Annotated in this window: 21 protein-coding genes and 1 tRNA gene; 13 read left to right on the top strand and 9 right to left on the bottom strand. The window is 67.4% G+C overall.

Annotated elements, in window-relative coordinates; genetic code table 11:
* The first annotated feature begins 1 nt into the window (after position 1).
* The 5 genes from GO592_RS20960 to GO592_RS20940 all read left to right on the top strand — a co-directional run bounded on the left by GO592_RS20960 (position 2) and on the right by GO592_RS20940 (position 8,868).
* Positions 2–673, top strand: a complete 672-nt coding sequence (locus GO592_RS20960) for a DUF998 domain-containing protein (protein ID WP_005573370.1) — start codon at positions 2–4, stop codon at positions 671–673.
* Entirely contained in the window at positions 666–1,502 is an 837-nt protein-coding gene (locus tag GO592_RS20955; RefSeq protein ID WP_237720595.1) for a glycoside hydrolase family 16 protein, read from the top strand. Before GO592_RS20960 ends, GO592_RS20955 begins: the two co-directional genes overlap by 8 nt.
* Complete coding sequence (locus GO592_RS20950) at positions 1,495–3,603, top strand: hypothetical protein (protein ID WP_007300131.1); 2,109 nt, start codon at positions 1,495–1,497, stop codon at positions 3,601–3,603. Before GO592_RS20955 ends, GO592_RS20950 begins: the two co-directional genes overlap by 8 nt.
* Positions 3,604–3,659: 56 nt before the next feature.
* Positions 3,660–4,499 (top strand): glycoside hydrolase family 16 protein, encoded by an 840-nt coding sequence (locus GO592_RS20945; protein WP_005573367.1) that lies wholly within the window; start codon positions 3,660–3,662, stop codon positions 4,497–4,499.
* A gap of 394 nt (positions 4,500–4,893) precedes the next feature.
* Complete coding sequence (locus GO592_RS20940) at positions 4,894–8,868, top strand: bifunctional diguanylate cyclase/phosphodiesterase (RefSeq protein ID WP_039952744.1); 3,975 nt, start codon at positions 4,894–4,896, stop codon at positions 8,866–8,868.
* Positions 8,869–8,904: 36 nt separating this feature from the next.
* Here GO592_RS20940 and efeB read toward each other — a convergent pair whose 3' ends face one another.
* The 3 genes from efeB to efeU are packed head-to-tail and all read right to left on the bottom strand — an operon-like array spanning position 8,905 to position 12,252.
* A complete protein-coding gene (gene efeB / locus GO592_RS20935; protein WP_172650281.1) occupies positions 8,905–10,185 on the bottom strand; it encodes an iron uptake transporter deferrochelatase/peroxidase subunit in 1,281 nt (426 codons plus the stop codon).
* A gap of 2 nt (positions 10,186–10,187) precedes the next feature.
* Positions 10,188–11,327: an iron uptake system protein EfeO gene (gene efeO, locus GO592_RS20930; RefSeq protein WP_007300135.1), complete on the bottom strand. Its 1,140-nt coding sequence runs from the start codon at positions 11,325–11,327 to the stop codon at positions 10,188–10,190.
* Between the two features lie 16 nt (positions 11,328–11,343).
* Positions 11,344–12,252 carry an iron uptake transporter permease EfeU gene (gene efeU / locus GO592_RS20925; RefSeq protein WP_007300136.1) on the bottom strand — a complete coding sequence of 303 codons (909 nt, stop codon included), beginning with the start codon at positions 12,250–12,252 and terminating at the stop codon, positions 11,344–11,346.
* Between the two features lie 245 nt (positions 12,253–12,497).
* Here efeU and GO592_RS20920 point away from each other — a divergent pair, with 245 nt between their 5' ends.
* The 6 genes from GO592_RS20920 (at position 12,498) to GO592_RS20895 (ending at position 17,129) form a co-directional block, all read left to right on the top strand.
* Positions 12,498–13,268: a lytic transglycosylase domain-containing protein gene (locus GO592_RS20920; RefSeq protein WP_007300137.1), complete on the top strand. Its 771-nt coding sequence runs from the start codon at positions 12,498–12,500 to the stop codon at positions 13,266–13,268.
* A 196-nt stretch (positions 13,269–13,464) separates the two neighbouring features.
* Positions 13,465–14,751: a phosphopyruvate hydratase gene (gene eno, locus GO592_RS20915; RefSeq protein WP_005238851.1), complete on the top strand. Its 1,287-nt coding sequence runs from the start codon at positions 13,465–13,467 to the stop codon at positions 14,749–14,751.
* A gap of 33 nt (positions 14,752–14,784) precedes the next feature.
* On the top strand, positions 14,785–15,510 hold the full coding sequence (locus GO592_RS20910) for an FtsB family cell division protein (protein ID WP_005255615.1): 726 nt from the start codon (positions 14,785–14,787) through the stop codon (positions 15,508–15,510).
* Positions 15,507–16,061, top strand: coding sequence for a DUF501 domain-containing protein (locus tag GO592_RS20905; RefSeq protein WP_005255623.1), 555 nt, complete (start codon positions 15,507–15,509; stop codon positions 16,059–16,061). Before GO592_RS20910 ends, GO592_RS20905 begins: the two co-directional genes overlap by 4 nt.
* Positions 16,058–17,002, top strand: a complete 945-nt coding sequence (locus tag GO592_RS20900) for a Ppx/GppA phosphatase family protein (protein ID WP_007300138.1) — start codon at positions 16,058–16,060, stop codon at positions 17,000–17,002. The genes GO592_RS20905 and GO592_RS20900 overlap by 4 nt, the downstream gene beginning before the upstream one ends.
* Before the next feature lie 50 nt (positions 17,003–17,052).
* Positions 17,053–17,129: transfer RNA gene (locus GO592_RS20895), tRNA-Leu, on the top strand.
* A 25-nt stretch (positions 17,130–17,154) separates the two neighbouring features.
* Here the strand turns inward: GO592_RS20895 and GO592_RS20890 are convergent.
* The 3 genes from GO592_RS20890 to GO592_RS20880 all read right to left on the bottom strand — a co-directional run bounded on the left by GO592_RS20890 (position 17,155) and on the right by GO592_RS20880 (position 18,856).
* On the bottom strand, positions 17,155–17,931 hold the full coding sequence (locus GO592_RS20890) for a class I SAM-dependent methyltransferase (protein ID WP_007300139.1): 777 nt from the start codon (positions 17,929–17,931) through the stop codon (positions 17,155–17,157).
* Between the two features lie 21 nt (positions 17,932–17,952).
* Positions 17,953–18,324 carry a hypothetical protein gene (locus tag GO592_RS20885; RefSeq protein ID WP_007300140.1) on the bottom strand — a complete coding sequence of 124 codons (372 nt, stop codon included), beginning with the start codon at positions 18,322–18,324 and terminating at the stop codon, positions 17,953–17,955.
* A gap of 88 nt (positions 18,325–18,412) precedes the next feature.
* Positions 18,413–18,856 carry a hypothetical protein gene (locus GO592_RS20880; protein WP_007300141.1) on the bottom strand — a complete coding sequence of 148 codons (444 nt, stop codon included), beginning with the start codon at positions 18,854–18,856 and terminating at the stop codon, positions 18,413–18,415.
* Between the two features lie 167 nt (positions 18,857–19,023).
* Between GO592_RS20880 and GO592_RS20875 the strand changes: the two genes are divergently transcribed.
* Together GO592_RS20875 and GO592_RS20870 are read left to right on the top strand one after the other, a co-directional pair.
* Positions 19,024–19,458, top strand: a complete 435-nt coding sequence (locus GO592_RS20875) for a hypothetical protein (protein WP_007300142.1) — start codon at positions 19,024–19,026, stop codon at positions 19,456–19,458.
* Entirely contained in the window at positions 19,455–20,057 is a 603-nt protein-coding gene (locus tag GO592_RS20870) for a metallophosphoesterase (protein ID WP_007300143.1), read from the top strand. The genes GO592_RS20875 and GO592_RS20870 overlap by 4 nt, the downstream gene beginning before the upstream one ends.
* On the opposite strand, the gene GO592_RS20865 is transcribed toward GO592_RS20870, so the two are convergent.
* From GO592_RS20865 to GO592_RS20855, 3 genes are all read right to left on the bottom strand, one after another.
* Entirely contained in the window at positions 20,029–21,015 is a 987-nt protein-coding gene (locus tag GO592_RS20865; RefSeq protein ID WP_007300144.1) for a helix-turn-helix domain-containing protein, read from the bottom strand. The genes GO592_RS20870 and GO592_RS20865 overlap by 29 nt on opposite strands.
* Before the next feature lie 8 nt (positions 21,016–21,023).
* Complete coding sequence (locus GO592_RS20860; RefSeq protein WP_039952746.1) at positions 21,024–21,563, bottom strand: MarR family winged helix-turn-helix transcriptional regulator; 540 nt, start codon at positions 21,561–21,563, stop codon at positions 21,024–21,026.
* 90 nt (positions 21,564–21,653) lie between these two features.
* Positions 21,654–22,487, bottom strand: a complete 834-nt coding sequence (locus GO592_RS20855) for a mycofactocin-coupled SDR family oxidoreductase (RefSeq protein ID WP_007300146.1) — start codon at positions 22,485–22,487, stop codon at positions 21,654–21,656.
* Between the last annotated feature and the right edge of the window lie 18 nt (positions 22,488–22,505).

Below are 22,505 nucleotides of genomic sequence, written 5' to 3'. Positions count from 1 at the left end.
CATGCCCTCACACGTCCTCGAGACATCGAAGCGGACTCCGCTGTACCTCACCGTTGCCGTCCTGCAGTTGTTCGTCGTCGAATTCCTCGTCGCCGGCACGTGGCGCGGTCACTACAGCTACTCCGCCAACTTCATCAGTGACCTCGGCGTCCCGTTCTGCGGCACGGACGGAAACGCGCCGTGCAGCAAGACATCACTGCTGATGGACGCGTCGTTCGTGGTGACCGGACTCGCCTACATGGTTGCCGCCGTCCTCTGGCACCGTATCGAACGGGTGCTGCCGCCGGCCCCCGTCGTCTTCCTGGTGGTGGCCGGGATCGGCGGAGTAGTGGTCGGTCTCGCGCCGTCGAACACGCACTGGGAACTGCATTCACTCGGCGCCACGCTGTTCCTCATCTTCGGCAGTCTCTTCACACTGACGACGGCACTTACCGTCGGGCCTCGGATATCCGGGCCGGCAACGTACCTCGCCCTCGCACTGGGGGTCCTCGGACTGGTGGGGTACTTCTGCTTCACCTACTCCTGGGACCTCGGTCTCGGCGTGGGTGGTATCGAACGGGTCGCGGCCTACTCGGCGATCCTGGGGTTCGTCGTGTGCGTCCACCTCGTGACGCAACTGCAGTCGGTTCGACATTCGGCCGTCGCCCGGGTCGGAGACAGTGCCGGTGCATAGGCAGCTGAACCGTCCACGCCGAACCCGCGCCGTGTCTGCGGCGACGGTGTTCCTCGCGCTCGTCTGCATCGGCGCCACCGGGTGGTACGCGTCGAGCGATGTCGCGCAGGCATCGAGGAAGGCCGAGTCCGTGCTCATGTTCGAAGATTTCGTCGGGCCCGCCGGAACCGCGCCCGACCCCCGCTACTGGGGACACGCAGTCGGGGGAGGAGGCTGGGGCAACGACGAGGCGCAGGTCTATACGGACGATCCCGTCAATTCCCGGCTCGACGGCGAGGGCAACCTCGTGATCGAAGCCCGTCCCGACGGGTCGGGTTACACGTCCGCCCGGCTTGTCACCCTCGACCGCTTCGCATTCCAGTACGGACGGGCCGAGGCCCGCATCAAGCTGCCGAGCGGACAGGGCCTGCACCCGGCGTTCTGGTTGATGGGCACGGACGTCAACCGTGTGGGCTGGCCGCAGTCGGGGGAGATCGACGTGATCGAGACGATCAACGACGCGTCGTTCTACCACAGTGCGCTGCACGGCCCCTCCTCGGACGGCACGCCCTGGGAAGTGAAAGCCGAAGGCAGCGGAAACATGTCGGACGATTTTCACGACTACTGGGTGGAGCGGTCGCCGGACCGGGTCACGTTCGGCATCGACGACGCGGTGACGGGCGAGTTCTCGCGTGCCGACCTGGCCCCGGGGCAGGAGTGGGTGTTCGACAAACCGTTCTCCCTGTTGCTGAACGTCGCCGTCGGGGGACGGTGGCCGGGCGACGTCGGAGCCGACACGACGTTTCCCGCCGCAATGCTCGTCGACTGGGTGAGGGTCACCGATGAGTGATCTCCTCACTGGGGAGCGCCTCGACACCAGGGCTCCGGAGCTGACCCGGTACTACGACGTCGCCGCGCTGGCCTCGGCGGTCGCGGGACTGACGTCCCTGGCGCCGCTTCCGTCGTCGGTGAGTTCGGTGCTACTGACGGTGTTCGTGTTGGTCGGACCGGGTCTCGCGATCGTGACGTGGATGCGGATACCGGTCGCCGCAGCCGTCGCGGCCGTCCCCGTTCTCGGACTGTCCGTGGTGACTGCGGCCACCACCGTCCTGGCCTGGTTCTACCGATGGCCCGCGACGGGTCTGCTGCTGGTGATGGTCCTTGCCGTCGTGGCGTCCGCGCTGCGGCATCGGTGGCACGACACCGGCGCCGAGCCGGTTCGCGCGGTGACCGTGCAGCAGGTGTCGTTCCGTCTGTCGCAATGGTGGCACGCTGCCCGCCGCAACCGGCCCCTGATCCTCGTTTCCGTGGCGCTCGCCGTGTGGGTGGTGGTTCTCTTCGGGCTCGGCTCCACTGCGTACTCACAGTTCGGTCTGCTGTTCGTCGGCAGCGGGCCCGGCTTGGTGGTGTGCGCGCTGATGATGCTCGGTGCATTCGTCTGGGCTCTTCGCAAGAGGACCGTCGGGACCGCCGCCGCGGCCGTGCTCGGCGTGATCGCGGTGGAACGGCTCACCCCGACCCTCATCACCGTCGTGCCCATCTACGGGTGGACGTACAAGCACCTCGGCGTGGTCGACTACATCCAGCAGTTCCAGACACTGCCGCCCAAGGGCGTCGACATCTACGGCGAGTGGCCGGGCTTCTTCACCGCTTTCGCGTGGTTCGGCGACATCACGTCCGCGGACATGATGTCGATCGCCCACTGGTTCGCGCCGGTGATCCACGTGCTGCTGGCAGTCGTGATCGCCGCGATCGCCCGGCTCCTCGGGTTCGGCATGCGGGTGGCACTGACGGTTGCGATGGTGGCGGAACTCGCCAACTGGGTGGGGCAGGACTACTTCTCGCCGCAGGCCATCGCCCTCGTCATGGCGCTGGGCGTGGTGGCACTGCTCGTGGTGTCGACGGAGCACCGCTCTGCGGCGTACCTGTCGATCCTCGTCTTCGCCGCTCTGGTGCCCACCCACCAGCTGACCCCGTACTGGCTGTTCGGCGTGACAGTGGCCCTGGCGGTGACGCGGAAGATCCGTCCGTGGTGGATCCCCGTTCCCTACTTCGCGATCCTCGTCGCCTATCTCGTTCCCCGGCTGGACATCGTGGCACCGTACGGGCTGCTGTCCGGTTTCAACCCGGTCGACAACGCCGCCAGCAACGTGACTGCCGTCGGCACGTTCGGGAAGATCTTCACCTCCGCCGTGTGCCGTTCCCTGTCAGCGGGCATCATCCTGCTCGCCGTGGTCTGTGCGATCGTCCTCTGGCGTCGCAAGCGTCCCGCCTGGGTCGCAACCGTCATGGCGTTCAGCTCGTTCGCGCTGCTGGCCGGTCAGAGCTACGGCGGTGAGGCGATCTTCCGGGTCTATCTCTACGCCGTGCCCGGGTGCGCGATTCTCATCGCGCCGATCCTCGTGGACGCTCTCACGATCAGGTTCCGGTCCGGATTGCTCCGTCGAGTCGTCCCGGTCGGACTCGCGAGCGGACTGGCGTACGTGACGTTCGCGGGCCTGCAAGGCTATGTCGGGCTGTGGTCGCTGGTCATCGGGTATCAGTCCCAGGTGACATTCGCAGAGGACATCCTCGCGAACGAGAAGCCGCCGGCGACGATCATGTCGCTCTATCCCGCCGGCCTTCCCACTCGGGTCAGCGCCGACTACATCAAGTTCGCCGTCGTCGACAAGGATTTCGATCAACCCTTGCTGGCCTTGCCCCCGGCCGTGCTGGAGGGCTTCCCGCACGGCGGCCAGATCGAGATGCTCACCGCGGATGCGGCGGAACGCGACGGCGACACGTATCTCGTGTTCAACACGCAGGGCACTGCCGCCATCCGCTACTACGGCTATCTACCGGACGGATCCGTCGAGAACTTCGAGGACCAGATGCGGTCCAGCCCCGACTGGTCCGTGTACGCGCAGGACGACAACAGCACGATCTTCCGTTACACGGGGCCGCGCCGGTAACGGCCACGTCGCGTATTCGGTCACGACCGGTCGCGGCGACGCCTAGCATCGGCACAATGCGGCGGATGCGCTCGGCCCTGTTCGAGATTGCGTTGACGTGCTCGGTGGCGCTGTGCGCGCTGTCCCTCACCCCGGCTGTCGCCGCCGCCGCGCCCGGCGGTGGAGGCGTCCGGACCGCCTACCCCGGATACACCGTGATCGGCAGCGACGAATTCGACGGACCCGCAAACGCGGCACCCAATCCACTGTTCTGGGGCTACGACCTCGGCGGCGGTGGGTGGGGCAACAACGAGAAGCAGGTGTACACCGACTCCCGGCAGAATTCGCGGCTCGACGGCAACGGTCGTCTCGTCGTCGAGGCCCGCAGAAACGGTGGCGGATTCACGTCGGCTCGACTCGTGACCCGTGGAAAGTTCGAATTCACGTACGGGGTGATCGAGGCACGGATTCAGGTACCGTCCGGTCCGGGAATCCATCCTGCGTTCTGGACGCTCGGAAGCAACATCACCAGCGTCGGGTGGCCTGCCTGCGGCGAGATCGACATCCTCGAGGTGATCGGGGATGGTTCGCGATACCACGCGGGAGTGCACGGCCCGACCGTCGGCGGCGGGCACTGGGAACGCTCGACGGACGGCTCTATCGGTGCGAACCTCAGCGCAGGTTTCCACGATTACGCCCTGATCAAAGCGCCCGGCCGCATCTCGGTGGGCATCGACGGGAACATCGTCGGCACGGTCACCACGGCGGACCTGCGACCCGAGGAGCGCTGGGTGTTCGACGCCCCGGCGTACCTGCTGCTCGATGTGGCCGTCGGCGGGAACTGGCCCGGCCCTGTCACGTCGTCGACACGCTTTCCCGCCACCATGCTGGTGGACTGGGTGAGGTTCTCCCAGTGACGTCCGGGACGCGCGAGTTTCGGGTGTGAATAGAATCAAGTTCATGGCCGTGTCGAACTCAGAGTGCCGCTGCGGCCACCCATTCGACGCTCACGAGCACTACCGCAAGGGCACGTCCTGTGCACTGTGCGACTGTCCGCGGTTTCGGCGGCCGCTTCCCCGGTTGATCCGGAAGCTCGTCGGCCGCTGACCGCGATCCGCGCACGGTAGCGGTGCGGATCGGGCAAGCGATGTCGAACGTTCGTGCTTGCCTGCCTGCCTTACGGTGACGACAAAACATACTAATAGTATCGTTCTGCACTGTATTTCAGTATGTACGTCGTGCAAGGATGGACGTCTGGATACTTTGAATTCAAGAATTCACTGACAGCAGGCGGCAGTTCGGGTGGTGACGATGGGACATCGGACAGCCGAGCGGGTGGGGACGTCGTCGAGCGCCGAGGCCGTGTGGAGAGGCGGTCTGTGTGCGATCGCCGTCGCATTCATCGTCCCATCGCTGCTGTTCGCGATGGGTTGGTGGTCGGGATGGGATGGAGCGTTCACGACGATCGCGATTGCCGACGTGAGTTTGCTGGTGTTCGCCGTGCTCGCCACCGCGTGTGCCGCCTGGGCTGCCTGGGTAGGGCGGGGCATGGTGCGCCACAGCTGGTCGGCGTTGGCAGGTGGGCTGGCGGCCTGGTCGGTCGGTCAAGCCATCTGGTGCTACTACGTGGTGAACGAGGGAAGTGATCAGATACCGTTCCCCTCCGCGGCGGCTGCGGCGTATCTGTTGTTTCCGGTCGGCGCATGCGCGGCGTTGTTGCTGTTCCCGGCCGGTGACAGCGGACAGTCCCGTACCCGGCTGATTCTGGACGGAATCATCGTGGCCGGTTCACTGTTCGTGGTGTCGTGGGTGAGCGTGCTCGGCAGCGTGTACCACGCGGGGAGCGACACACCGGCAAGCCTCGTGTCGTCCCTCGCCTATCCTGTCGCGGACCTGGTGATTGCGACGATGGCGATTGTGGTGCTGACCCGAGCGCGGGTTGGGCAACGCCTGACCCTGGGATTGCTGTGCATCGGGATCATCCTGATGGCATTGTCTGCCAGCGCAGTCTCCTACCTGACCGCGCTGGGCACCTATCGCAACGGCGGTGTAACCGACCTGGGCTGGGTGGCCGCCTTCGTCGCGATCGGGCTGGCGGCGCTGTCGAGCACCCGCGCACCGTCACCCGAACCGGCTCCGGTGCAGATTCCGTCCCGGGCACGGTTGTGGTTGCCGTACGTTCCGTTGTTGCTGGCCGTTGCCGTCGGCCTGCAGCGGGAGCTGCCCGGGCTGGGTTCCGGCCCGATTCCCGCTGCGATCATGGTCCTGGTGTCGGCCTTGCTGGCACGGCAGTTCATCGTGTTGGCCGAGAACCGGCGGTTGTTGCTCACCGTGGCCCGACAGGCCTTTCGCGACCGACTGACCGGACTGGCGAACCGTGCGTTGTTTCTCGACCGTCTCGACCAGGCAGTGCAGCGACAACGGCGGGAACGGTCACCGATCGTGGTGTTGTGTGTGGACCTCGATGATTTCAAGACAGTCAACGACAGCCTCGGCCATCCCGCAGGGGACGAGCTGTTGATCCGCGTTGCCGAACGGCTCACCGGGTGCGTGCGGAGCACCGACACCGTAGCCCGGCTCGGAGGTGACGAGTTCGCGGCCCTGGTCGAAGGGAGCGTCGAGGATGCCCTGTCTGCTGCGGATCGGGTGCTGGAGGCCTTCATCCCGCCGTTCGTCATCGACGGTGTCGCGCTCTCCATCCGTCCCAGTATCGGGCTGACCATTGCCGCATCCGAGGTCCCCGACGCGACGACCGAGAGCCTGCTCAAACAGGCAGATTTGGCAATGTACGCGGCCAAACGCGGCGGCGGTGGCTGCCTTCGCAGTTTCATGCCGAATGCGGCCGGCTTCGACGAGTTCGACGGGCGGCCCTGTGTCGACCATCCCACCTCCCGCACCGTCGACACCGGGCCGGGGGAGATCGAGAACCTGCCTCGAGCCGCGGAACCCGTAACAGAGCAGCCTCTCTCGGGCCGGCGTGCCGCAACTGGAATGACGTCGGCACACAGCCGAACACGGCCGTTTCGGACGGGCTGGGTGTCGCCACCAGGTCGGTCACGGCGCGGTGTGATGGCGGTGCTCGGGATTCTGCTGATCGGTGCGGTCTCGTACGCGATCTCGATCGCGGTGGGTGATCGGGCTGGCTGGATCGTGCTGCGCGAGGCGCTCTACGACGGATTGACGCTCTCGGTCGCCTTCGTGGTCGCCGCTCGCGCGTGGTGGGTGCCGGCCGAGCGCCAGGCGTGGTGGCTGATCGCGCTGGGGCTGACGAGCTGGTGCGTGGGCGATGTCGTGGCGATGTCGTGGGTGCCCGAGGGCCAGTCCCCATCCGTGGCCGATCCGCTGAAGTTGGCGTTCTACCCACTCGTCTATACCGGGCTGGTGTTGCTCCTCCGTGCGCGAGCGCGGCGACTACCGGCGGAGATCTGGTTGGATGCCGTCACCGCCGGGTTGACGCTCGCGGCTCTGGCGGCGGCCCTCGCATTCGGTCCGATCGAGTCGGTGGCGAGCGGGTCACCCGCAGCGGTGATCGTCGGGCTGGCGTACCCGGTGGGAGACGTGCTGCTCCTCGCGCTTGCGGTCGGGGCGCTCGCGGTGCTGGGTTGGCGTGCCGAGCAGCGGTGGGTGCTGCTGGTTGCGGGGTTCATGCTGTTTGCGGTGGCCGACACCTTTTACCTGTTCCGCAGTGCTGACGGCTACGTCGAGGGCACGTGGATCGATGCGCTCCCGCACGTCGCGGTGCTGCTGGTGGCCTTGGCCAGTTGGCGGGCCCCCGGCCGGCGGCGATCCAATCAGCTTCCCGGACTGGCTATCTGGGTCCCCCCACTGGTGTGCACCGCTGCGTCGGTGGGCCTGCTGGTGCTCGACCACGATGCGCGGCTGTCGCGGCTCGCGGTGGTTCTCGCCGCGCTCACCCTGGTCGCGGTCGCGGCCCGATTCGCGGTGACGTTCCGTGAAGTGGTCGTCCTGGCCGACAGCCACCGCGAGGCGAGGACCGACGACCTCACGAACCTGGCAAACCGGCGGGCGATCACGGCCGCGTTGACGGCCGAATACTTCGACCATGTGGCGCAGCCGGTCGGGCAACCCCACCGCCCGGGTCCGGGCTTGCTGCTGATGGATCTGGACCGGTTCAAGGAGATCAATGATTCTTTCGGACGGTACGTGGGCGATCAATTGCTGCGCCAGGTCGCGGACCGGCTGGCGCGGTCGGTGCGACCGGGTGATCTGCCGGCCCGGATCGGCGGAGACGCGTTCGCGGTCCTACTCCCGTCCGGGATCGACCTTACGGAAGCCCGTGCGCTGGCTGGTCGTCTCCTCGAAGCGTTGCGCGAGCCGTTCCACCTCGATGAGATCACCGTTCACGTCGAGGCGAGCATCGGAATCGCCCTCTGCCCGCAACATTGCGCCAACCCCCAGGACTTGCTTCAGCGCGCCGGAGTGGCGATGTATCGGGCCAAGTGCGACCGTCGCGCGCTCGAGGTGTACGACGCTGCCGAGTACCAACGCAGCATCGAGGAGAGGCAGTCCATCGAGGAGTTGCGCACAGCGATCGCCGGCGACGAGCTCACGTGCTATTACCAACCGAAGGTCAGCGCGTGCGACGGGCAGGTGCACAGCGTCGAGGCTCTCGTTCGATGGGAACACCCTCGCCACGGCCTACTCCTGCCCGATCAATTCCTTCCTCATGCCGAACAGTCGGGCCTGATGCGGCCACTGACAACGAGAGTCCTGGAGCTTGCTCTGGGTCAAGCGCGCACCTGGCTCGATCGCGGGGTATCGCTGACCGTCGCGGTGAACCTTTCGGTCACGAATCTGCTCGACGCAGACCTGGTTGCCGAGATCGACCGGCTCTTGAAGGACTTTCGACTACCCGCCGACGCACTCATTCTCGAGATCACCGAAAGTGTCCTGATGACCGACTACATGCGCGCCAGAAGGGTGGTCGAGGCGCTGCAGGGTCTCGGAATCGGATTGTCGATCGACGACTACGGCACCGGGTGGTCCTCCCTTGCCTATCTGCAGGACCTTGCCGTCGATGAGCTGAAACTCGACCGGGTCTTCGTCGCCCGCCTCGCCAGCGACCCTCGATCCGTCGCGATTGTGCGATCGACCGTGGAGCTCGCACACAGCCTGGGCGCGTCTCTGGTCGCCGAAGGTGTCGAAGACGAGGAAACCCTGCGGGCCCTGCGTCGATACGGCTGCGACGTCACCCAGGGGCATTACCATGGCCGCCCGCTGCCTCCCGACCAGCTCGACCTTCGGTTGCTCGGCCGGCACCGTTGACGCGATACGACGGTCCGGTGCGGTGATCGGGAGGCTCTACGTGAACAGGCCCTGACCCCAGTACTGCCCCTCGGCGAGGCCGGGCGGGCAGGCGAAGAGGGCGGAACCGACGTGCTGGATGTACTCGTTCATCGCGTCGTTCCTGGACAGGTTGAGCTGCATCGGCACGAACTGTTCCTGTGGGTTGCGGCAGTAGGCGATGAAGAAGAGTCCGGCGTCGAGGTGGCCGAAACCGTCGGAGCCGTCGGTGAAGTTGTATCCACGACGCAGGATCTGGATGCCGCCGAGTTCCTGAGCGGATGCCAGTCGCACGTGCGCGTCGACGTCGATGACGGGGTCGTGACCCTTCTTGGAATCGAAGTCGAGTTCGTCGAATTCCGCCTTGCCGCTCAGCGGGGCGCCGGTGCCCTTGGACCGTCCGATCACGCGTTCCTGCTCGCCGAGCACGGTGCGATCCCACTGCTCGATGAGCATGCGGATCCGCCGCGCCACGAGGTACGCGCCGCCGCCCATCCACGCCTGGTCGTCGTCGGACGCCACCCACACGTGCTGGTCGAGGACGCCGGGTTCCTCGGCCTTGATGTTGTTCGTTCCGTCCTTGAACCCGAACAGGTTTCGCGGCGTGTCCTGGGTGGTCGACGTCGACGAGGTGCGGCCGAACCCCAGCTGCGACCACCGGACGGAGGCCGTCCCGAACGCGACGCGCGCCAGGTTGCGGATGGCGTGCACGGCCACCTGCGGGTCGTTGGCACACGCCTGGATCGCGATGTCGCCGCCGCTGCGCGCCGGATCCAGGTTGTCCGCCCGGAAGTGCGGAAGGTCGACGAGCGCGGCAGGCTTCTTGGACGCGAAGCCGAACCGGTCGTCGAACAGTGAGGGTCCGAACCCGATGGTGAGCGTCAGCTGGGACGCCGGCAGGCCGAGCGCCTCCCCGGTGTCGCTGGGCGGAACGTAGGCTCCGTCGCCGATGGCACCGTCCGGGGTGGCCTCCTCGCCCGCGGTCATCCGCTCGGCCATCACGGTCCACTTCTTCAGCAGCCCTTCGAGTTCCTCACGGGACTTCGTGGTGACGTCGAACGCCACGAAGTGCATCCGGTCCTGCGCGGGCGTCACGATGCCCGCCTGGTGTTCGCCCCGGAAGGCGACGACGTCGCCGTGCGAGAACGGCGGTTCGGCGGCGGTGGCGCGCCCGACCAGTGCACCGGCGCCGGCGAGGGCGGCTCCCGCCCCGACGGCGCCGAACAGACGTCGTCGGGACATGCCCTTGCGCTCGTCCACCGAGGTGGTCGTGTCGGTCGTACCGGTCGGATCAGTCATGATCATGCGCCTGCCACCACGCCCTGGACCTGGCTGACCTCGGCCGAGAGGGCGTCGATCTTGCGCGACAGTTCCTGGCGCCGTTGTTCGTCGACAGTGTCGTAGAAGACGAACCCGTCACCCTGGCGGTATTGAGCGAGTTCGGCATCGAGGTCCGCGAAACGCTGGGTGATGTTCGCGGCCAGTTCGGGATTGCGTTCGTCGATGATCGGCTGCAGTGCGGCGACCGCGGCCTGCGAGCCGTCGACGTTGGCCTGGAAGTCCCACAGGTCGCTGTGCGAGAAGATGTCTTCCTCACCGGTGATCTTCGACGTCGAGATCTCGTCGAGCAGTCCCTGCGCGTCGCCGGCGATCTTGGTGGGATCGATCGTGTAGTCCTCGGCGTTCACCTGGTCGGCGAGGTACTGGACGTCGACGACGAGTTGGTCGGCGATCGCATTGGTGTCGGGCTGGGGACCGGTGACCCACAGATCCTTCTCGAGCCGGTGGAAGCCCGTCCATTCCTGCCCGGGTTCGAGGTCGGCCTCCCGCAGGTCGAGCTTGGGGTCGAGCTCGCCGAAGCTCTCCGCCTCGGGCTCGATGCGCTCGTAGTAGGTGCGGGAGACGGGGAAGAGTGCCTTGGCCTGATCGATGTTGCCGGCCTTGACCGCGTCGACGAACTGCTGCGTGGTGTCCTGCAGGGCCACGACCTGACTGCGGATGTAGCGGCGGTAGCCGTCGGCGGCCTCGGCGAGCTGTCCGCTCTCGTCGGAGGCGCTCATCGAGTTTCCGGTGACGGTGAACTCCTGGCGGATGCCGTCGCCGACCATGCCGGGCTTGCATGCGAGCTGGTAGGTGCCGGCGTCGGGCAGCGACACGATGAGCTGGCGGGTGAGGCCGGGACCGATGTTCTCGACCTCGCCCATCGCTCGGTCGCCCTCGGCGAATACGTAGAACTCGGTGACCTTGGTGCCGTTGTTCGTGACCTGGAACGTGCTGTTCCCGGTGGTCCCGGAGTCGGCGCTGACGTCACACGTGTCGTCGCTCGCGGTGACGGTGATGTCGTCGTTGCTCGCCGTCGACTTCTCCGTGCAGCCGGCGAGCGCCAGCGGCAGTACGGCGACCGAGGCGAGGGCGAAGGTGGTTCGGCGCTTGGTCTTCATGGGCGGAAGGTGCCTTTCATGAAACGGTCTCGTCGGGGGTGGGGGAAGCGGTGCGCTCGGGTGCCGCGGGGGCCGGTGTGGGTGCGGAGACGGGCCGGAGGAACAGGAACAGGACCACCACGACGTACACGACCCAGGCGACGGCCTGCAGGACCGTGGGGTCGGGCCGGAAGTTGAAGATGCCTGCCAGGACGGTGCCGTACCAGCTGGACGCGTCGTAGCCGTCCGAGATGTCGAAGGCGAGTGCCGAGCCGCCGGGCAGGACTCCGCCGATCTGCAGGGCATGAATGCCGTACCCGAGGATTCCGGCGGCGACGATGATCAGGAAGATGCCGGTGTATTTGAAGAATTTCGCGAAGTCGAGCCGGACGGCGCCGAAGTACAGAAGGACCGTGAGGGCCGCGGCGGCGACGATACCGAGCAGGAGGCCGACTAGGGGCCAGGCGCTACCCGCGGTGTTCTCGGCGTACCCGACCATCAGGAGCGCCGTCTCGACGCCTTCCCGGCCGACGGCGAAGAACGCGAGGGTGAGTACCGCGATGGGCCCCGCGACCAATGCTTTCTCCATGCCCGCCTTGAGGTCGTGGGAGATGGTCCGCGCGGCCCTGCGCATCCACAGCACCATGACGGTGACGATCGCGACCGCGACGAGGGACGCGACGCCGGCGATGACCTCCGCGGTGAGTCCGGTGACGGTGGACGTTCCGTAGTGGATGACGAGAAAGATCGCGGCCACCATCGCGACGGCGATGCCGACGCCGAGCCAGACCCACTTGAGTGCGTCCTTGCGCTCCGCTTTCACGAGGAACGCGGCAAGGATCATGACGACGATGCCTGCCTCGAGGCCCTCGCGCAGACCGATCAAACCACTGCCGAACAGCTGTGTGGCGATCGACGGCGCGGCCCCTGCGGCGAGGACTGACATGCATACTCCTGGGCGAGACGGGATCGAGTCGAGTGGTCCGCAAGGTTGGGTAGGCAACCTTGCGGTAGGCAAGGCGAACCTTAGCCCTGAAGAAAAACATACACCGCGCCTGCTTGTCCGACGAAGCCCTCACCAGCACTTTTGCAACCCTTTACCTTTGGTGTGTTGCCTGGTCGCGACCCGGCGCGGTGCGGGGGCCGTCCCGCGTGGCCGGGATCGACGAGTTTCGTGTGGATGATGGAGACGTGAACCGATATACCGCGCGGCCGAAACGTCGTTCCCGATGGCCCGGACCGCTGTTCGCCCTTCTCGCGGCGACGGTGGTCGTGGTTCTCGCCTACGGCGCGTGCTCGCGGGAGCAGCAACCGAGGATCGCGATTCCGGAAGGCATCCCACCCGGGCCCGGCGCGGCGACCCCGCCGATCGACATCAACGCACCCGGGCGTTCGGCGGACCAGCTGCACGGATGGTCTGCCGGGCTGGCCGACTCGGTCGGCGTCGGGAGTACCGCGCTCGAGGCGTACGGCTACGCGGCGACGGTGATGGCCGAGACGAAGCCGGAATGCGGAATCGGGTGGACGACCCTCGCTGGAATCGCGAGTGTGGAGAGCCGGCACGGCACCCACGCCGGTTCGGCGGTCGGGCCCACCGGTCAGGTGACGCCCGAGATCCGGGGTATCCCCCTCGACGGTGGACCTGGTGTCGCCGAAATCCCCGACACCGACGGCGGGGCGATGGACGGTGACCCGGTGCACGACCGCGCGATGGGTCCCCTGCAGTTCATTCCCGAGACGTGGAAGCGGTGGGGGGTCGACGCGAACGGTGACGGCGTGGCCGACGCCGACAACATCGACGATGCGGCGCTGACCGCCGCCCGCTACCTGTGCGAGCGTGGCGGCGACCTCACCGCGGCGGAGGGCTGGCAGTCGGCGCTGATGGCCTACAACCTGTCGGGGGAGTACCTCACGCTGGTGCGCGACCGGGCGTCCGCCTACTCGGTCGGGGTTCGCCCGTAATCCTTCCACCACCCCTTTGTGACGTGATCGGCGCCACATCGATGGATGTCGTGCGGGCGGCTCGCCGTCCGCGGGGCGCGCCATCCCGCGCCGGTTTCGGTGTGCCGTTACGCTGTGTGCTGGCACGATCTGGTGTCCCTGGCACGATCGGACCGGTCGATGCACAGTGCGAAGCCCATATAAGGAGAATCAGCAAGTGTCCATCATTGAGCAGGTCGGAGCCCGTGAGATCCTCGATTCCCGTGGTAACCCCACGGTGGAGGTCGAGGTGCTGCTCGACGACGGAAGTTTCGCTCGCGCCGCGGTCCCGTCGGGTGCATCGACCGGTGAGCACGAGGCCGTCGAATTGCGCGACGGCGGCGACCGCTATGGCGGCAAGGGTGTCGAGAAGGCCGTCGAGGCCGTCCTGAGCGAGATCGCTCCGGCCATCATCGGGATCGACGCCACCGAGCAGCGGACCGTCGACCAGGCCCTGCTGGACGCCGACGGCACCCCGGACAAGTCGCGTCTGGGCGCCAACGCGCTCCTGGGTGCGTCGCTGGCGGTGGCCCGCGCGGCCGCCGAGTCGTCGGGTCTGGATCTCTTCCGTTACGTCGGTGGCCCCAACGCCCACGTCCTTCCCGTTCCGATGATGAACATCCTCAACGGTGGTGCGCACGCCGACACCGGTGTCGATGTCCAGGAGTTCATGGTCGCCCCGATCGGTGCCGCCACGTTCAAGGAGTCGCTGCGCTGGGGCGCCGAGGTGTACCACGCCCTCAAGTCGGTGCTCAAGGAGAAGGGCCTGGCCACCGGTCTCGGTGACGAGGGCGGCTTCGCCCCCGACGTCGCGGGCACCAAGGAAGCACTGGACCTGATCAGCGTCGCCATCGGCAAGACGGGCCTGGTCCTGGGCACCGACGTGGCGCTGGCACTCGACGTCGCCGCCACCGAGTTCTACACCGACGGCACCGGCTACAAGTTCGAGGGCAGCAACCGGACCGCGGCCGAGATGTCGGCGTTCTACGCCGAGCTGGTCGATGCCTACCCGATCGTGTCCATCGAGGACCCGCTGGACGAGGACGACTGGGACGGCTGGGTTGCCTTGACCGATCAGATCGGCAACAAGGTGCAGCTCGTCGGTGACGACCTGTTCGTCACCAACCCGGAGCGTCTGGAAGAGGGCATCGTCAAGGGTGCCGCGAACGCTTTGCTGGTGAAGGTCAACCAGATCGGCACGCTGACCGAGACCCTCGACGCCGTCGACCTTGCGCACCGCAACGGCTACAAGACGATGATGAGCCACCGGTCCGGTGAGACCGAAGACACCACCATCGCCGACCTCGCGGTCGCCGTGGGCAGTGGTCAGATCAAGACCGGTGCCCCCGCCCGCAGCGAGCGCGTCGCCAAGTACAACCAGCTGCTGCGCATCGAGGAGAACCTGGGCGACGCCGCCCGCTACGCCGGCGAGGTCGCGTTCCCGCGGTTCGCGTTCGAAGGCTGACGTTCGACAGTCGAGTAAGGGGTGTTGGGGTAGGTGGCACAGCGCGGCAGGCCGCGGTCGTCCGGAGCAAGTCCGGGCGGCCGGGGCTCCGGGCGGGGTGAGCGGGTCCGCGGAAACCGGGCGGACGGCGCTCCGGGCGGAGCGCGGCGTCCCCGTACCACCAAGTCGACGACGCCGGGGCAGGCCGACGGCAAGCCGGACGCCGTCGACGGCGCCGACACCGGCAAGGTGCTCCCCGGTCGCGCCCGCCCGAGACGGGTCGGCGCGGCCGGGGCCGCCCGTACAATGCGCTCCGAGCACACGATCCTCGGACTGTCGACGGGCCGGGCGCTCGTCCTCGTCATGGTCGTGCTGCTCCTCGCGCTCACCCTCGCGGTTCCGCTGCGCAACTACCTCACCCAGCGTGGGGAAGCGGACCGTGTTGCGGCGGAACAGGTTCAGCTCGAGAAGGATCTGCAGGAACTGCGGATACTCGAGGAGCGCTACTCCGACCCCGCCTACATCGAGGCGCAGGCACGCGGCCGGCTCCGGTGGGTGAAGCCCGGCGACACCCCGTTCCAGGTGCAGCTGCCCGGCGACTACAAGGAACCCGAGAAGCCGGAGGAGAAGGACGCCGAGATGGCGGGCCCCTGGTACTCCGACCTGTGGAAGACCATTTCAGAACCGCCGGCCGCGCCCGAGGTGCAGCCGGCACCGGCTCCGGCGCCCCCCGTGGTGCCGCCGCCCGTACCGCCAGAACCAGGAGAACCCACCGGGTGACCACTTCGTCCGACCCGTCCAACCCCGTGCCGCAGGAAGACCTCGACGCCGTCGCCGCCCAGCTGGGCCGCGAACCGCGTGGAGTGCTCGAGATCGCGTACCGCAGTCCCGACGGCACGCCCGGCGTCGTGAAGACCGCGCCCACACTTCCGGACGGAACACCGTTCCCGACGCTGTACTACCTGACCGATCCGCGACTGACCGCGGAGGCCAGCCGGCAGGAGTCCGCGGGGGTGATGCGTGAGATGACCGAGCGTCTCGGGCAGGACCCGGAACTCGCGGCAGCGTACCTGCGCGCCCACCAGTCGTATCTCGCCGAACGTGACGCCATCGAGCCCCTCGGAACGGACTTCACCGGCGGCGGAATGCCCGAGCGCGTCAAATGCCTGCACGTGCTGATGGCCCACTCGCTGGCGAAGGGACCGGGCGTCAACCCGCTGGGCGACGAATCGGTGGCCCTCGCCGCGTCCGCGGCAGGCGGAAAGCTGAGGGGCACCGCGATCCCCGCGGACTGGCCCGGCATCGACGACGTCGAAAGTCCCGAGCAGTGACCCGCGTCGCCGCCGTCGACTGCGGCACGAACTCCATCCGCCTGCTCGTCGCCGACGTCGACGAGCAGGGCGCACTGCACGACGTATGTCGCGAGATGCGCGTCGTCCGGCTGGGACAGGGCGTGGACGCCACCGGGCGCCTGGCGCCCGAGGCCATCGAACGCACCCGGGTCGCGTTGAGCGAGTACGCCGGAATGATCGCCGACGCCGGGGCCACCGCCGTCCGCATGGTGGCCACGTCCGCCACCCGCGACGCGTCCAATCGGGAGGACTTCTTCTCGATGACCCGCGAGGTGCTGGGCGCAGTCATCCCCGGCGCCGGGGCCGAGGTCATCACCGGCGACGAGGAAGCACGGCTGTCGTTCAACGGAGCGGTCGGGGAGCTCGATCCGTCGCAGGGGCCGTTCGTGGTCGTCGACCTCGGCGGCGGTTCCACCGAAGTGGTCCTGGGCGACGAATCCGGCGTCCACGCCGCATTCTCCACCGACATCGGATGCGTGCGCATCACGGAGCGCTGCCTCCACGACGATCCGCCGACTCCCGCACAGGTCGAGGAGGCCCGCGCGTTCGCGCAGGAACGGCTGGACGAGGCGTTCGCGCGTGTCCCCGTCGAACAGGCCCACACCTGGGTGGGCGTCGCCGGAACGATGACCACCATCGCCGCGCTCGCCGAAGAACTGCCCGAGTACGACGCCGAGCGGGTGCACCTGTCCCGTATCCCGATGCCCCGGCTGCGCGAGGTCTGCAACTCGCTGATCGCCATGACCCACACCGAGCGGGCCGCCCTCGGCCCGATGCACCCGGGCCGGGTCGACGTCATCGGCGGCGGCGCGATCGTGACCCTGACACTGGCCGACGCATTCGAGAAGAAGGCCGGCATCGACCAACTCGTCGTCAGCGAACACGACATCCTCGACGGAATCGCATTGTCGATCGCCTGAGCTAGGGTGATCTGCGCACGGTCGCCGAGCGACACCCTCGGCGGCCGGTAGCCCCTATAGCCCAATTGGCAGAGGCAGCGGACTTAAAATCCGCCCAGTGTCGGTTCGAGTCCGACTGGGGGCACCACTACACAGGCGTGCTCCAGCTGCGGTCAGGACGTTCGGACGAGTTCCGCCCGCATCTGGGTGAACAGGAACAGTCCGGGACGTCCCGAGATCTGCTCGTACGCGCGCACGACGTCGTCCATGAACTCCGGCACGGCTGCGTCGGCGAGGTGCGTGGTCCAGTCGGTGGATCCGACGGTGCACCACCGCGCGAATTCCTCTCGGGAACCGAAATCCCATTCGACGTCGCGCACGACGAGGTCGGTGGTGTCGAGTCCTGCCGCCCTCGCGACGTCGCGGAATCTCTCCGGTTCGACGTGGATGAACGGCGCCGTGAAGTCGGTGAAGAACTCCGCCCATCGCGGGCCCGCCGCTACGGCCATCAAGACGTCTTCGACACTGGTCCGCGGGCCGGCGCACACCATCTGGATGATCACCCGTCCGCCGTCCACGACGCTGCGGGCGATCCCGGCCAAGGCCACCTGCAGGTCGGGGACCCAGTGCAGGGCGTTGAACGACACCGCGACGTCGAACTCGGCGTCGAACGGGAGGCCACGTGCGTCGGCAATGCGGAACTCGGCGCGGGTGCCGTCCGGCAACACTCGCGATTGGGCTTTCGCGATCATCCGCGGCGACGCGTCCACTCCGACCACCGAACCGCCGGGAAGCCGTTCGGCGATGCGGAGCGTGACGAATCCGTCGCCGCATCCCACGTCGAGCAACCGTTCACGGCCCGCGAGGGCGAGTTCCGCGATCGATGTCTCCGCGACGGCGCGCTGGAGGGCGCCGACATCGGCGTAGCCTTCGCCGTCCCAGTCGACCATGACGGCGGCGGCCCGGCTTCCTCAGGCTCCCTGGTGGTGCGTGCTCGAGTGTGCGCCGCCGCCGGATCGTGCGATGGACGCGCGGACGCGGGCCGTGGCCTGCCAGATCTGGGTGCTGTCGTGGACGCTGATCACCGGTATGCCCTGTTCACGAGCATTCTGAACGGTCAGCGCGTCCTGGGGTGAGCCGACCCCGTCGAGGACGTCCTCGGTGACGATCGCGCAGAGCGCGGGGCCGTCCATCTTCCGGACGGGCTCGAGTCCGTGGACCACCATCCACTGCTTGACCATCGCCCAGTGCGACACCTCTTTGTACCGCGTGGGGTTGCCGATGAAGAGAACCCGACGGGAGCGGCGGGCGCGAGCGATATCGATGTGCGTGACGGTAGCCATGGCGGAGGGTTCCTGTCCGTTGCGGGATTCCGTACTGTCAATCCCCGCTCGCAGCGGTTTCGTTACGCACCCGCCCCGGATAGTTCCGTCAACTGCCGAACGGGCTGACGGACGAGCCTCCGCCGCCCGGCCCGGACGTCTCGGTGACGGTGACGATGGTGGGTTCGACGGTGCCGTTGGTCAGCGGCGGAATGCTTCCCCACTGCTCGAACGACGGCACGCTCGAGCAGGACCATTGCACCGCGTACTCGCCGGGGTCGACGGTGGCCTTCAGCTCGCCGTCGTCTCCGCCCATCACGACGGTCGGGCCCACGGTGGCGGCCGGCAGGGTTCCGTCGACGGGGACGATGTTCATCACGCACACCACTGCCCCGGACACGTCGTACCGGACGTCCATCACCACGGCATTCCCGTCGACGCCGATATCGACCGTGACGTCTTCGGGTGCCGCGGACGCGGTGGGTGCGGCGAGTAGTCCCGCGCCGGCGACAGCGGCGGCGATACCTACGGTTCGTGCAATCGTGACCTTCATCGGTGCATCCTTCCGGACTTCTTTGTTGCCGGTTGATACGAGGCAAGAGCCACCCGGGAGTATCGCACCTCGAACCCTCATCTGCTGGGATGTGGAAGGTGGAACACTGCTGGTCTGGGAGTTCAGCGTGTCGATCCGACACCCGGTGCATCGAAGGAGACGGCGAAGTGCTCGGACGGAAGAACTACACGAAGGACGAAATCGATCACGCCGAGGCGTCCGTCGCGGAGCAGGTCGCCGCGTACACGTCGCTGACGGGGGCGATTGCGGGCGAGGTCACGGGCAAGAAGGTTTTCGCCGCACTCGAGGACTTCGAGCCACTGTTCTTCGGCAACATGGTCCTGGTGCTGGACCGCTACTTCGTCCACCGGATCCGGGCGGTGACGGGCAAGGACGGGAACCCGCTCAACGAAGTCGAGATCATCGCCGACTCGTTGATGAACAACGACGGCATCCTGCGCGGCATCAGCGTCCTGAAGTATGTCTCCGGCCAGTCCGTGCTGAAGCTGGAGATCGGCGACCGGATCCGCGTGAGCGCCGACGACTTCGAGCGGCTGTCGGCGGCGTTCTTCGCGGAACTGCGGTCGCGGTTCCTGGCATGAGCGTGTGGTTCACGTCCGATCTGCACCTTCGTCACGCACGGCTGGTGGAGATCCGGGGCTTCGAAACGCAGATCGACGCACACGACGAATCCATCCTCGACGCGCTGGCCGCCGCCGTCGGGAGCGGCGATCAACTCTGGATACTCGGCGACATCACCGTCGGAGGTAAGGCCGCCGAGGACTGGGCGTTGCGCGCACTCGACGAGTTCGCGCGGAAGCGGAACGTCGAACTGCATCTGATCCCCGGCAATCACGACTCGTGTCACCCGATGGCGAACCGCAACAGCCACATCCGGCAACGGGTGTTCCTGGAGACGTTCGCGTCGGTGCAGTTGTTCGCGCGGCGCAAGATCGCGGGCGAGACCGTGCTGCTCTCCCATTTCCCGTACGTCGGCGACCACACCGCGGAGGACCGGGGCGTGAAATACCGGTTGCAGGACGAGGGAGACTGGTTGCTGCACGGGCACACTCACCAGGACGGCGTGCTCGACCCGTCCGTGCACCCGCGGCAGATCCACGTGGGCTGGGACAGTTGGCGCAGGCCCGTGCACGTCGACGAGATCGCGGAGATCATCGGGCCGGACGCGTCGACCCGGTGACCGGTGTGGCGTCGGCGCGGTATCTGCCGGGCGTCGATCCGTGCGTGTTCTTGAACAGCCGGGAGAAGTGGGCGGCGTCGGCGAAACCCCAACGGGCACCGATCGCCGAGACCGGCAGATCGCGGTAACGGGGGTCGGCAAGATCGCGTCGGCACTGTTCGAGGCGGCGGCGTCGGATCCATCCGCTCACCGTGTCGCCGTCGGCCTCGAACATCTTCTGCAGGTGCCGTACCGAGATGTGATGGGCACTGGCGATCGAGTGCAGATCCAGCTCCCGGTCGGCGAGCCGCTCGTCGATGAAGGCGGTGACCCGGACTCGCAGTGCGTTTCCACGCGACTGTGGGATCAGTCCGTCGGCGAGGTGGAGTTGCTCCGCGAACGCGGCGGCGACCAGATCGAGGACGGCATCGCCGAGGTGGACCGCGACGGTGGGGGAGGCGGCGGCGATCTGCTCGCCGAGCCCGCGCAGCAGCGGGGTGACGACGGCACCGAGCCCCTGGTTGCCCGGCACCCGGCGCGCGGTGAGCTGGGCGATGCCGTCGGGCGGAACGCGGAGCAGGTGCCGGGGGAACATCACGACGAGCATCCGGAACCGGTCGTCGAACGACAGCTGATACGGCCGGGTCGTGTCGTAGATCGCGAAGTCGCCGGGGGTGAGCGCGGCTTCGCGGCCGTCCTGGCTCAGGACGCACGACCCGCGCACCTGCAGTCCGAGTTTGAAGTAGTCGGGGTTGGCGGCGCGGATGGTCCGCGGTGTTCGGCGAATGACGTGCGGGGCGGCCATGACCTCGCTGATCCGGATCGCACCGACCGTCGCGCCGCGCACGACGCCACGGAAGTCGTCGTGGTCTGCCGACGTCATCTCGAGGGGGACGAACGCGTCGCTCACCGACTCGCGGAACTCGTCGAACGAGACGAGGCGCTGATCGCCCGGACGGATGAGACTGCTCACGAGCATCGTCTACCTCAACTGCGTTTGACGGCTTCGCGTGCGGCAGTGCCCGACGCCAGCTTCTCCAGCAGGCGGATCAGGTCGAGCCGTTCCGACGCTGTCAGCGCGTCGGTCCACGTCTGCTCACGTCTGTTGTGCGCCGAGTACGTGCTGACGATGGCGTCGTGCCCGGCGTCGGTGAGTTCGAGGTCGACCGCCCGGCGGTCGCCTGCGGACGGTCGCCGCGTCACGAGACCGTCGCGCTCGAGCGTATTCACCAGCGCCGATACAGCAGACCTGCTCATCCCGGACAGTGAGGCCACCCGCTTGGCTTCGCACGGTCCGGCGAGCCACAACACGAACAGCACCCGGAATCCGGGCCAGCTCCACCCGCTGGGCCGGTGGACCGTCGACTCCAGGTCGTAGACGAGGGCACTGGTCACGCGGTGCAGCGCGAGAACCAGGCGCATGGACACCGGATCGACCTCGGGCAGTTCGTCGACGGTCTTGCCCACCGCGAAGTCCACGAAGGACAGGAAGTCCAGGTTGCTCTGGTCGGTCGTCTCCTCGGGCATGAGCACAGGTTAGCGGCCGAATCGGTGTAATCAAAGCCTTGACCATTAGCGCCCGTGAGTACTTATTAACGTCGGGCGGTTAATAAGTACTCACAGGCCGCGCGCGGCATTGCCCGCGTCGACGGGCAGGACGATGCCGCTGATGTGTGCGCTGCCCTCGGCGGCGAGGAACAGCACGACCCGGGTGATCTCGGCGGCATCCAGCCACGCCACGGGCTGGGCGTGCAGGCTGCGGAACACCGGTTCCACGTCCTGTGCTCCGGGCATCTCCAGGTCCGGCCGCATCATCCGGTAGAGGGCGTCGTTGTGAATCATCGGTGTCGAGATATTGCCCGGTGCAATCGCATTCACCGTGATGCCGTGCGGGGCGAGGTCGAGCGCCGCGCTCTTGGTGAGCCCGATGACACCCCACTTCGACGCCGCGTACGCGGCCATGTTGGTGTTGCCGGCCCGGCCGAGCATCGACGAGATGGTGACGATCCGGCCGTATCCCCGCCGGATCATGCCGGGCGCCACCGCTCCCACTGTGTTGAAGACGCCGGTGAGGTTGGAACCGATCGCCTCCGACCACTGTTCCTGCGCGAGCGACTGCACCGGGGCGGCCACCGAGACGCCGGCATTCGCGACCGCGACGTCGATCCGCCCGAACTCGGACTCCGCCTCCGCAACCAGTGCGTCCATCGCGGCCCGATCGGCGGTGTCCACCTTGGCGGTGATGCACCGGTGGCCGGTGGCGCGCACCAGCTCCGCGGTCTCGTCGAGATCGGCGGCAGTGGCCAGGGGATAGTTCACGGCCGGGCTGTCCTCACAGCGGTCGCACAGAACTATGTCTGCTCCACGTTCGGCCAGTGCGACCGCGTGGCTGCGGCCCTGGCCGCGGGCGCCGCCGGTGATCAGGGCGACCCGGCCTTCGAAGTCTTCCATCGTCGTTCTCCTGTCCGG

This window comes from Rhodococcus sp. 21391, assembly GCF_016772255.1.
GTDB classification, from domain to species: Bacteria; Actinomycetota; Actinomycetes; order Mycobacteriales; family Mycobacteriaceae; genus Rhodococcus_F; species Rhodococcus_F opacus.
The sequence above is the reverse complement of the archived record's forward strand: the minus strand, read 5'-3'. Positions and strand labels throughout refer to the sequence as shown.